The organism is Paenibacillus antibioticophila (genome assembly GCF_000455265.1).
Lineage (GTDB): Bacteria > Bacillota > Bacilli > Paenibacillales > Paenibacillaceae > Fontibacillus > Fontibacillus antibioticophila.
This window is the reverse complement of the sequence record NZ_HG005139.1, coordinates 1,143,640-1,155,849: the sequence shown is the minus strand read 5'-3', so window position 1 is coordinate 1,155,849 and position 12,210 is coordinate 1,143,640. Positions and strand designations below refer to the sequence as shown.

The 12,210-nt window shown below is 44.9% G+C and carries 9 protein-coding genes and 1 pseudogene; 1 reads left to right on the top strand and 9 read right to left on the bottom strand.

Annotation, left to right across the window (positions count from 1 at the left end; translation table 11 throughout):
- Positions 1–466 precede the first annotated feature (466 nt).
- From TX85_RS05060 to TX85_RS05035, 6 genes are all read right to left on the bottom strand, one after another.
- Entirely contained in the window at positions 467–1,876 is a 1,410-nt protein-coding gene (locus tag TX85_RS05060) for a tyrosine-type recombinase/integrase (protein WP_044478019.1), read from the bottom strand.
- An 806-nt stretch (positions 1,877–2,682) separates the two neighbouring features.
- Positions 2,683–3,369: a restriction endonuclease gene (locus TX85_RS05055; RefSeq protein WP_044478018.1), complete on the bottom strand. Its 687-nt coding sequence runs from the start codon at positions 3,367–3,369 to the stop codon at positions 2,683–2,685.
- A gap of 308 nt (positions 3,370–3,677) precedes the next feature.
- Complete coding sequence (rhaD, locus tag TX85_RS05050) at positions 3,678–4,520, bottom strand: rhamnulose-1-phosphate aldolase (protein WP_044478017.1); 843 nt, start codon at positions 4,518–4,520, stop codon at positions 3,678–3,680.
- A 39-nt stretch (positions 4,521–4,559) separates the two neighbouring features.
- A complete protein-coding gene (rhaA, locus tag TX85_RS05045) occupies positions 4,560–5,816 on the bottom strand; it encodes an L-rhamnose isomerase (RefSeq protein ID WP_044478016.1) in 1,257 nt (418 codons plus the stop codon).
- A 38-nt stretch (positions 5,817–5,854) separates the two neighbouring features.
- Positions 5,855–7,327: a rhamnulokinase gene (rhaB, locus tag TX85_RS05040; RefSeq protein ID WP_044478015.1), complete on the bottom strand. Its 1,473-nt coding sequence runs from the start codon at positions 7,325–7,327 to the stop codon at positions 5,855–5,857.
- Positions 7,328–7,339: 12 nt separating this feature from the next.
- Positions 7,340–8,491 carry an iron-containing alcohol dehydrogenase gene (locus TX85_RS05035; RefSeq protein WP_044478014.1) on the bottom strand — a complete coding sequence of 384 codons (1,152 nt, stop codon included), beginning with the start codon at positions 8,489–8,491 and terminating at the stop codon, positions 7,340–7,342.
- A gap of 403 nt (positions 8,492–8,894) precedes the next feature.
- Here TX85_RS05035 and TX85_RS05030 point away from each other — a divergent pair, with 403 nt between their 5' ends.
- Positions 8,895–9,650, top strand: a complete 756-nt coding sequence (locus tag TX85_RS05030) for a DeoR/GlpR family DNA-binding transcription regulator (RefSeq protein WP_044478013.1) — start codon at positions 8,895–8,897, stop codon at positions 9,648–9,650.
- A 130-nt stretch (positions 9,651–9,780) separates the two neighbouring features.
- On the opposite strand, the gene TX85_RS05025 is transcribed toward TX85_RS05030, so the two are convergent.
- The 3 genes and pseudogenes from TX85_RS05025 to TX85_RS05015 all read right to left on the bottom strand — a co-directional run bounded on the left by TX85_RS05025 (position 9,781) and on the right by TX85_RS05015 (position 12,123).
- Positions 9,781–10,512: a class I SAM-dependent methyltransferase gene (locus TX85_RS05025; protein WP_044478012.1), complete on the bottom strand. Its 732-nt coding sequence runs from the start codon at positions 10,510–10,512 to the stop codon at positions 9,781–9,783.
- 251 nt (positions 10,513–10,763) lie between these two features.
- Positions 10,764–11,108, bottom strand: a pseudogene (locus TX85_RS05020) (methyl-accepting chemotaxis protein); the annotation flags it as partial.
- Positions 11,109–11,118: 10 nt separating this feature from the next.
- A complete protein-coding gene (locus tag TX85_RS05015) occupies positions 11,119–12,123 on the bottom strand; it encodes an NAD-dependent epimerase/dehydratase family protein (protein WP_044478010.1) in 1,005 nt (334 codons plus the stop codon).
- Positions 12,124–12,210: the final 87 nt, after the last annotated feature.

Below are 12,210 nucleotides of genomic sequence, written 5' to 3'. Positions count from 1 at the left end.
AAATTATCCATATTATACACCTCAAAACTAATAATAGAATCTTCTTGAACATTGCCGAACACAAAAAAACTACCTTCCCCTAAAATGATTTGTTATAACTATCTCAAGTAACTTTTCCCCTTAAAACTCTACTGATTTATCTACTAATCAAGTGAATTATTTTTCTCCCATTTCTCAATAATATAATTAACAAATCCAGAACAAGACACCAACATATATTTTGCATCTTCTATAGAGGCCCCTGCAAAGTCAATACCTGCATGACGAATACGATTTTGATCAGAAGTATATCCGTAGAGCTGAGTTATTTATTGGGGTTGGCTGATAATAAGAATATATTGATTCTTATCCGAAATTTCTCTCTGGGCATCAGGGATATTTTAAAAGTTATTTTTTATATCATTAAATCCTCTAAGTACTGAGCCATCAGATTCACAGCGTGAATATGTTATAGAATGGCGTGTGACTACTTTAGAATCTCCCCAAATGGATGTTTATTTATTTGATTATTTTCAATCAATTTAACCTTTGATATTATATCCTCATGTGTAATCAAGTTTGAGAGACTTTGCAGATCCATGCCTAAAAGATAAGAAATTTCTTCAATTGCAAATCCATTGTGAAATAGGATTTTGGGTAAATTCATTCGAATAAATTGCGGTGAATACACTTTCCACTTAGAATTACCTTCATCTATTTTCTGTAGTTTATCAAATATCAAATTAACCGTAGATTCACTTAATAAATTGTATTTTCTCCAATACCTTGTATAAAATAAATAATCCCCTTTAATCCCATTTCTCTTATTTTCCTCATACAGCCGTTTTAAGTAGCGAGTAATACGAGTTGGCAGACACAACATTCTATCTGATAGATTAATTTGGGTTAATTGAGAATTAAACATACTCCACTTTAACGATACTATGGTGGATCGTTCTAGCCCTAGAAACACACATAATAGTATTATTAAAATATCTCTTTCAAAAGTATCTGATTCATTCAAGAAATCAAGAATAGTGTTTAAATTTTCTAAACTTAGAGATTCAGTAGATTTTGATACATTCATAGTATCAAGAATTCTAATCATCGTTTTTCTTTCTTGATCAAAATGATGCGATTGAATAATTCCATTCTTCTTCAGTTCTATTAACATCGAACGTAAATGTGAGTATTTATTATTGAAAGTTTGCTCTGAATTAACACTTTTCTTAGAATTGACTTTTTTCATTTGATCATTTCTTAGATATTCTTCAAAATCATCAATGAGTATTTCATCCAATTTTCTGTATTTATTCACACGTTCTGAATAAAAATTAAAAAAGCCCATTAATGTACTTCTATAGACGCTCCAACTCTTACTTCCTAACGGAAATTTTATTGCTCTAAATTGAGCAATATCTCTATAAAAATTAGTGATTTTTGATTGTAATAGAGCTTCTTTAGTAATTAAATTCAAAATTGATTTATCTCTCTTAGAGTAAATATTAATATCAAATACTATTTTATCTTGTAAGGAAGATTCAGTTTGACTTGTAGGCTGGATTTTATCATTAATTAAAATAAGTCTTTGACCGTTACACAAAAACCCCCATTCAATATTTCTAATGTGCAAATAACCCGCTAATTGAACAATATCTCTATTGGAAAGGTCTTTATCACCTCTTTTAGTTTCAAAGTAAACTGGATATTTATTTTCATCTTCATAAATAAAATCAACTCTTTTATCCCTATGAAACACAGGATGTTCAAAAATAAAATTATTTCGTTCAAAACCCAACCTGTTAAATAATTCTATTACTACTTTAATTTTGACGTTTTCTTCATTAAAGTTAACTAAATCGTTGAATGTTTTTTGCAGATCTGATGTATCTATCATAAATTTCACCCCAGCAAGATATCAATACATTTCAATAGTTTTATCTATTTGCAATTTATTATAAATTATACGTTTCATTCTTTTATCAAATTTTGTGCGTGCTTTCCTATAAAATAATATTTAGGAAGTTTGTCATTCTACAAAATGGAATTAAATAAACGAATAAACAATAACTTAATTTGTACCTATAAACTATAGTCATATTATTAAAAAATGGAAGAATATTTTATTTTTTCCTACACCACAAAAATACTCCTACCAATATTCATTTTTAACAAAATTAATTTCACGAACCTCTCATCAATGACAGGTACGTGTGAATCAACAGATTAGCTATACAGAAAGGAAGACAGGATTGTTGTCGCGCTTGGCGATTTCAAAAGCCTCTTCTAACCAAGGGAACTAGTTTTGCATTGAAATGAGCCGGTAAGCGAATTTCTTTGCATTCAATAACAAACATTTCATTCTCATGAATCATAATGACGTCCACTTAGCTTGGAAGAATTACCTTGCTTTTCATTCCAACAGTTGGAATTTGACCCAAGTGTACATTTCAAATGGTTTTGCATTAGGAATTAATTCATTTAGATGCCAATATACATCTAGTTCAAACTGATTATCTAGCTTTTCTTATACTTTTGGAGGTCTTTTAAAAAAATTGGATGATCTACTTCATTACTTTCGTTTACGCAAGACGAGAATTAAATAAAAGCAGACTTGCGGTTGTTCCAGAAAGTACTATCAATGTATTGACGTTAATCGAAAAGATAAGTATAAATCACAAAGTGTTAAATGCTTAGCGTAATTCACTTGGCAATCCGATCCCATCTCTTCAACCTTTCATCCAACGACAACCCATTAATCAACTTAATATTAAGCTTATCTGCCGCCTCTTTCGCCGCCTTCGTAAAATTGCTCGTCGTCACTATCCAAGCATCATAACAGCCATGTACTTGCTTACCGGCTTTGAGCCGCAGCACAATGTCATTTCCGACATCCTGCTTCCAGCGCTTGCATTGCACGGCGATTTTATACCCCTCTTTGCCCTTGAGGATCAAATCCACTTCGTGATCGCCGGAACCGCCGACTCGTTGTACGGTGTAGCCTTGATCTATGTAATATAGCTCCATCAATCTCTCAAAATCCGTGCCGGACAAAGTTCTTACGTCTGCTTTTAGAAGCTGTGCATCTGTCAACTTCTTCATGGGTGCCTTAGCCGATGTATTGTGTACTCTACTCTTAGCTTTGGTTGTACTGACTTGCCTCACTCCACTCGTGCGGCTGGACTTCTTTACCTTTTTGTCCTTTCGCCGCTTACGAGTCCACATGCCGCCGAATATTTCACCGAGAATAACGGAACCAAACAGGATTCCAAAGAAGAATCCCCAATGTAAACCGGGAATGCTGAAATAGATTCCCAAACCTCCAAGAATAAATAGGCCCCGGAGGACATAGGCTACTTGCCGACCTTCTGCATAATACGTTTTAGCCATAATTCGACCACCTCAGGCTATAATAGAACCATTCAAACAATTCAAAGGACTATTTGCCCGCACTATTTGATGATCCCTTTGATCATTCTTCTGAAATTTCTAAATTCCGCCTAGATTCTTTCTACTATATCATAAGTTTGGTGAAATCTGGTATGAAAATAGGCCCACCGATAAGTCTGTGGACCTACTAATCGTTGACTATAAATTATAGTGATAAAATAATAGGTTTGTCGTTAATTGATTACTTTTTCTTCTTGAGATTGACTTCGTGAGTCAAAATACTTCTCCATCATCTCACACTAACCCCACTACCCCAAAACCCCAGCCTTCGGCTCCACTCCAAACGCCCTAGCCAAATCGGCCAACTCCGAATCGGTAATCACTTGCTTGATCTCTCTTCCGCCGATCAAATTATATACTGCAGCAGCCTTCTCCACGGTCTCGATCAAACCGAAGGTTTCGTCCATGGTAGCGCCTGTGCCAAAGATGCCGTGATGCGGCCAGATGACTACGCGGTAATCCTTCATCTTCTTGGCCGTTTCCCGGCCGATTTCATTACTTCCCGGAACCATCCAAGGCAGGATGCTTATGCCATCCGGGAAGACCACAAGACATTCCGTACACATCTGCCACAAGGTTTTGGTGAACTTCGACTCATCCAGCTCATGGGTAAATGTCATGGCAATGACATTGGTAGCGTGGGTATGCAGCACGATGCGATGCTTCGGATCTACCTTCAGACGCTCGATGTGGCTCATAAAGTGAGAGGCCAGCTCGCTGGTTGGTCTTGCCCCATTGCGCAGTCCCCACAGAATTTCTACTTGCTCGCCGCTCGCAGATACACGCACTACGCCAAGGTTGGCTTCCGGGTCTTTGATTACGTTTCTGAAGTATTTGCCCGATCCGGTGACGATAAAGTATTTGCCGGCCAATTCCTTTACCGGGAAGGCAAGATCCAGAGAGCGTAAAGAGGTGTGGATATCAATGTACTTGCCAACTTCCTCTTCATCCAATAAATAGCTGATATTGCCGCCGTTCAGCTCATCCCAGCCCAGGGTCCACATATGATGGGTAATCTCGGCCATTTCCTGAATAAAAGGAGCTTCCGCGCTTCCGATGTATCCTGACGTTTCAATCAGAGATGTTGTCATGATTTCTTCTCTCTCCTTAGATAATGGATAATAGCTCATTTATCTCTTCAGCAATACTTCCTGTTCGTGCCGCTTCACCTCGTTGAGCCATTGCTCCCTGACAGGCACGCCTTGCGAAGCACAGTAATAATCCCATACGGCTCCGAACGGATAGGACTTGAATTCTTCAACCAAAGCCAAGCGTGAGGTATAGTCGCCGGCCAATTCAATCTTCCGCAGTTCCTCCACCGGCTCCAGCATGGCGCGCAGCAGCGCCTTGATTGTATTCCGCGTTCCGATTACCCAAGCAGCCAAATGATTAATGCTGCCGTCAAAGAAATCGAGACCCAGACTTGTCTTCGACAGTAAATCTCCACGAACCAGCTCACGAGCAATTTCCAGCAATTCATCATCCATGGTGACCACATGGTCGCTGTCCCAGCGAACCGGACGGCTGACATGCAGCAGCAAATGCTTGCTGAACATCAGGATCGACGACAGCTTGTTGCTGATCACCTCGGTCGGATGGAAGTGCCCCGCATCCAGTGTGATGGCCTTGCCGCGCGATATTCCGTATCCCATATAGAACTCATGCGAGCCTACTACATAGCTCTCCGAGCCGATACCGAACAGTTTGCTTTCCACGCCGTCCACATTGAATTGCTCATCAATCGGTTCGCTGAAAATCTCATCCAGCGAGGCCGCCAGCCGTTGTCTTGGGGCCAGACGATCCACCGGCGTATCCTTATAGCCATCCGGTACCCAGAAATTCGTGAAGCAGGTCTGACCCAGCTCCCGGCCGAAATGCTCGGCAATTTTACGGGAAGCCTTGCCATGACGAATCCAGAACTCACGAATCTCGTCGTTCGCATGACTCAAGGTAAAACCGTCTGCAGCATTCGGGTGGGAGAAATACGTCGGGTTAAAATCAAGACCCAAGTCCTGCTCCTTCGCCCATTCCACCCATTTCTCGAAGTGGCGCGGCTCCAGCTCATCCAGATCGACCTGCTCATCCGTATCTGCGTAGATGGCATGCAGGTTTACCTTGTGCTTGCCCGGAATAAGGGATAGCGCCTTCTCCAGATCCTCGCGCAGCTCTTGCGGAGTGCTTGCACGCCCCGGATAGCTGCCTGTGACGGCAATGCCGCCGCTAAGCTCCTTGTCGCGGAACAGGAAGCCCCGAACATCATCCCCCTGCCAGCAATGCAAAGAGATTTTAATCTCCGACAGCTGCTTTAAGACCTGATCTACATCAATCCCGTGGGATTCATACAACTTCTTCGCTTCGTTATAGCTATTGACTACGCTTTGATTCATGCTGCTAGTCCCCTTCCTTCTGTTTCAAATGTTCCGATTCAGTTGTTCTGTGCTTCGGCTGTCTTGTTCACTTTGCTCCAGCGCTCGACAATCCGGTCCAAATCCTGAATTGGCTCCGGCTTGTAATACTTAATATCAAATGAGTTCAAAATCACTTCTCGCGCTTCCTTAATATCCGGGAGTACATCGCTACTGATCACCTGAACAGCCAGATTTCCGAGCGCTGTCGACTCGGTAGGTCCGGCCGAGACGTCTCGTCCCAGCACATTCGCAGTAAGCTGACACAGCAATTTATTGTTCGCTCCCCCGCCAACGATCTGCAGGATATCCAACGATTCACCGGTCAACTGCTCCAGCTCCTCCAAATAACTGCGGTAGGACAGTGCCAAGCTGTCAAAGATGCAGCGCGCCACTTGCCCAATACTCTCCGGAACAGGCTCGCCATATTGCTCGCAGGCCTCCTGAATTTCCTCAATCATATGCTCCGGGTTAAGGAATCGGTCATGATTACAAGGAATCAAGCTCCGAAAAGGCTCAGCTGCTGCAGCAAGATCAGCTAACTCCGCAAAGCTGTATCGATTGCCTTCCAGCCTGCGGACCTCCTGAATCAGCCAAAGCCCCATAATGTTCTTGAGGAAGCGGAAGGTACCATATGCTCCCCATTCATTCGTATAATTCGCAGCCATCGCTTTGGCATCATTCAGCGGCTGAGCCAGTTCAACCCCAAGCAATGACCAGGTTCCGCTGCTGAGGTAGGCGGCATGACGCCCCTTGGCTGCCGGAACTCCGAGCACCGCTGATGCGGTATCATGCGTTGCGGCCACGATGACACAGCACTCCGGCAGATCGTACTGCTCCATGAGCTCCGGACGAAGTGAGCCGAGCTCAGTCCCTGGTTCAATTAATCCCGGAAACTGCTCCTTGCGCAAGCCAAGCAGTTCCAACAGCTCGGTATCGAAATCGCGCGTATCCAGATTCAACAGCTGCATCGTCGAAGCATTCGTCGTTTCGTTTCCTTTTTTCCCGGTCAACAGGTAGTATAAATAATCCGGCACCATCAGGATGCTGTCTGTACGAGACAGCTCTTCACGGTCATGCACGAACAACTGATACAGGGTATTAAAGTTCAGCTGCTGAATACCCGTTTTGCTATAGACATCTTCAGGCGGGATGAACTCTGCCAGAAGCTGCATGGCCTGCTCGGTCCGGCGGTCGCGATAAGCGTAGACCTCCTGAATCCGATTGCCCGCTTGATCCAGCAGCACATAATCCACGGCCCAGGTATCGATCCCCAGTGTGCATTGCCCGATTCCCTCCGCCTTTGCCTTTACAAGTCCGGAGATAATCTCACCAAACAGATAATCGATATCCCAGAAGCAGGAGCCGTCCCGCTCCTGGAACCCGTTGGCGAAGCGATGGATTTCTTTCAATCTGATTTTCCCGTCCTGAAGCGTTCCCAGCACCAATCTTCCGCTAGAGGCGCCGATATCAACGGCAATATGATGGGTCATAGAAACAATCTCCTAGATGATTTTTTTGAACATCGCAATAACTTCTTCCTTCGTAGGAAGGAAGGGATTGCCCGGTGCGCAGGCATCCTTCATCGAATTCTCCGCAAGCAGATCCAGATCAGGATCGCTGACACCCAGCTCAGACAGCTTGGTCGGAATGCCGACCTCCGCGGCCAAGTCCTTAATCCGCTGAATCACATAATCCGCACATGCCTTGTCGCTCTTTCCTTGAATATCATAACCGATGACTTGGGCAATTTTCCTGAATTTCTCCGGTACAACCTTCGCATTCTCTTCCTCCACGATCGGGAGAAGCATCGCATTGCACACGCCGTGCGGCAGGTCATACACTCCGCCCAGCTGGTGAGCCATCGCGTGGACATAGCCAAGTCCTGCATTATTAAAAGCAAGTCCGCCCAGAAAAATCGCATAAACCATTTGTTCTCTGGCTTCGATATCATGACCGTTCTTTACGGTGCGGGCCAGATTGTTGAAGATCAACTCGACCGCTGCAAGCGCGGTAGCATCTGTCACGGGGTACGAGCCCGGCGTAACGAGTGCTTCAATCGCATGAGTCAAGGCATCCATCCCTGTTGCCGCAGTCAGTGCAGCCGGCTTGTCGACCATCAGCTCGGGATCATTGACGGAGATCGAGGCCAGGCTATTTTTATCCACCATCACCATCTTCACCTTGCGATCCTCGTCCGTGATAACATAATTAATCGTAACTTCGGCTGAAGTACCGGCCGTTGTGTTCACGGCTACAATTGGCAACGCTTTAGATTTGGACTTATGAACACCTTCGTATTCGGAGATATGTCCTCCATTCGTGGCGATAATGCCTATGGCCTTGGCTGTATCCTGCGGTGAGCCGCCGCCGATCGAAATCAGACTGTCACAGCCGTTAACGGTCAGAAAATCATGTCCGTCATGAACATTCTTGCAGGTAGGATTTGGCTTAACATCATCATACAGCGCATAATCCAGGCCGATGTCATCAAGCACAGCGGTTACTTTGCCTGCGATTCCGCTTTGAACCAGAAATTTGTCGGTCACGACCAGCGCTTTTTTCAAGCCCAATTCCTGAATGTAAGGTCCGATATCCTTCAGACAGCCCTTGCCCATCAGATTAACCGGTGGAACATAATACACATGCGTACTCATGATTTGACCAGCCTCCCTAATAAAAATTGACGAAGCAATAATTCCGCCATCCTGCCCGTTTCTCTGTGTTTATATCTTATATCCTATCCGCGTAAATCTTTGTTGTCAACGAAATAAAGATTATATTTGTTGTTTTTGTTTGTTTTGTGACATTTTCGAATTGAAAATGCTATATAAGTTGAACTATATTAATTACGTAGGAAGGGCATAAGAGTGAAGTGTGCTGTAGTGAAAGCTTTCTGCAGGAATGCTGCTTCGGAAGCATAAGGTCGTAAGCGTTCGCCGTTCAACTTATAGCGAAACCCTTTGTTTTTGTTGCAAACACAGAATTATTATTCCATACTTAATAGGAAAAGCTTGTACTACCAACTCCTCCATTGCGGTTTCGCAGAAAGGAAGAATTATGTTAGCTGCCGAAAGACGAAAGAAAATTATAGATTTAGCCCATCAGGAAAAGAGAGTGCTAGTATCGGTTCTCAGCCGCATGTTTGAGGTCACCGAAGAGACGATCCGGCGTGATCTTGAGAAGCTGGAAAAGGAAGGCATTGTAAGCCGGACCTACGGAGGCGCCATGCTGAACCGGCATACGAATGAGGATCTTCCGTTTACCGCCCGCAATATCATGAATACCGATATCAAACAGAGCATCGCCATCAAGGCGATGGATTTAATCAATGAAGGCGATACCTTGATGGTGGATCCAAGCTCCACCTCATTTGAATTGCTAAAGCTGCTAACCAATAAGAACAACCTGACCGTGATCACGAATTCCGTACATATTTTGAATGATTTCTCCGGATCAGAAATGAATATTGTCTCCACCGGCGGCAACCTGAGACCGCGCTCCTTGTCCCTGGTCGGTCCGGTGGCTCATCACACCCTCCAAAGATACAACGTAGATAAGGCGATCATCAGCTGCAAGGGCATTGATCTGGACAAGGGCATTACCGAATCCAACGAGCCTGAATGCGAGTTGAAAAAGTACATGCTCAAGCAATGCGACAAGGTCATCCTTCTCGCCGACCATACCAAGTTCGATAAAGTGGCCTTTACCGTACTGAGCGAATTGGAGCGGGTTGATTATCTGGTTACAGATCAAGCGCCGTCCGATCCTTGGGTACGCAAATTGGCGGAGCTTAATATTGAGTTGATTTATTGAGGCTGATTTCCCTCCTAGTGAAATGACCCTTGATCGTACGAAAAACTCCCCATAAGACAGCTAGGCTTTATCATTTCGCCTGTCTATCTTATGGGGAGCTCACAATCATTAATTCCTTGTTGCCCTAATCCTATTCTTTCTCAGCCGACACTAGCAGCATCATTGGACGCCGCAGCTCATCCCTCATACCGGGAAGCCCCATCATGTCTTCAGGCGGCTTAGGTTCCACGATACGGTTAAGCTTAAAGCCCGCTCTCCCTAAGACACTTAAATAAGTGGTTAACGTTCGATGATACTTTTCGACCGGCTCTCCAAGAAAAACCGCACTTCTCTTCCCTTCATAATAATAGTTATCTACAGGAAAATGCAGAATTTCCCCGTTCTTATCGTAATGCCAGTTCTGCGTTCCCTCAGCCGTAAATACAGGGTGCTCCACAGAAAATACGAATGAGCCGCCCGCAGTCAACCAACCGTGGATCTTCTCAACCAGTGCCCGGTAATCCTCGATATAATGCAGAGCCAGCGAGCTGATCACCACATCGAAGCTTTCATTGTCCAGCTCCAATTCCTCCATCGCGCATTTCCGGTATTCCACGGCAGAAGAAGCTGTTTTGCCGCTCGCCACCTCAAGCATTTTCTCGGAAATATCCGTTCCGAGCACGTATTCCGCCCCTTGCTCAGCAGCGTAAATGCAATGCCAGCCATAACCGCAGCCCAGATCAAGCACTCGCCGCCCTTTGAAATCAGGCAGAAGCTTCTTCAGCTCCGACCATTCCCCCGCGCCGGCAAGGCCTTGAACGGAGCGGTTCATCTGGCTGTACTTCGTAAAAAAAGACGAGTCGTCATATTTGTTCTGCTTCATGATCCGCCTCCACTCTAACACTCTACTAGAGCAATATTCTCACCGCCCGCCGCTTTTGCCCGGCTGACAACAAGCGGAAGAGAACACTCCGTTCCCCCCAGGTTGTTTTCTTCAGCCGTTTCAACCTGGACCGCCCCTTGTTCAAAGCTGTCTCAAGGACAAATTCACGAGCTTATTTCATTGTAGGTGGTGCGCTCAGAGGATTCAATCTTTCAATAGCTACGAAAAAGTGAACTGGCCCACCGATTTTTTTAACTGCACAGATAAATCATTTTGTCGCTCCATCGAACCGTTACAGAGTTGGCGCAACCGTCTACCTCGATTGATAGATTAGAGATCGATTCTGCGTCGCGTTCATACTCTGCACCCGTTTGAAGCAACAGTTCGAACTGAGATGTAACACCCGTGCTGATGTAATCCAAAACCTTTTGGGAGCTTGAGGATAATTGATTAAAAACGACTCTGATTCTATTTACGACCGAATCAATATTGTTGATAGCCGATGAACATTGTTCGGCCAGCTTCTTCACTTCATTAGCCACGACAGCAAACCCTCTTCCCTGCTCACCTGCTCTGGATGCCTCAATGGCCGCATTTTCATATGGTTTAGATTTCTCCCTCGCTGCGAAGCCATGCTACTGTATCTGCAATCGTTTCCTCAAACGGTCTCGTGTGGAAGCCGAGCTCACGCTCCGCTTTCTCGGATGAAAACTGATTATTCCGGGTTAAGTTATAGATTTCAAATTTCAAAGCCTCCAGATTGGACCCGCCTTCGGACTCGACCATACTTCCCTGCGACATGGCTTGCATCTGCTCCGGCGTCAGAATGGTTTCGACCCGTCCGGCACCGCTGGCTTCGCTGATCAGATCAAACATCTTCCGCATCGGCACCATCTCATTGCTCAAAATGTATCCTTCTCCCCGCCGTCCTTGCTCGGTGCATGCAATGATGCCGTCCGCAAGGTCGCGAACATCTACAGCATTGAAAGATCCGTCAACTCCTACGCGAATTTCTCCCCGGCAATAGCGAATTACAAACCTCACCAATGGACCAAAGGCACTGTCATTCGGCCCCGCTATTCCCGAAGGATAAACAATCGAGGCATCCAGGCCTTTGTTCCGCACCGCCTCCAGAACATATTGCGTCGCGATCGCTTTGGTTTTTGCGTAATAGCCGACTACCTGGTCCGGGTGAAACTGTTCCGGCTCCCGGATGACCTGTCCATGCGGCTCTTCAAGAATGGCCCCGGTAGAACTCACGTGCACCAACTTTTTCACCTGCTTGGCCACACACAGATCTACGATGTTCTGTGTCCCCGTTACATTAACGTCGTATACTTTTGGGCTCGGCTCGGGAGAAGTCGTTACGAGGCTGGCACAGTGGATCACGATGACTTCGTGGTTTTCAGGGACGTCAAAGAAAGCTTTCAACGAATTCAAATCCGTCAGATCACCAAACACAACTTCCGCTTCACTCGGCACGTATTTCACTGCAGGATCGCCTTTCAATACCAGCGCACGCACTTTTTTTCCTTCGGAAACAAGCTGGTGGGAAATGTTGTTGCCCAAAAATCCGGCGGCACCAGTCAGCAAATAAATTGTCTCTTTCATAAATATAAATCTCCTCTCCTATCTCGGAATGAAATTACATATCCTACCTTACCAAGGGGTTGTTTATGAATTGCTTCAGAAATGTTT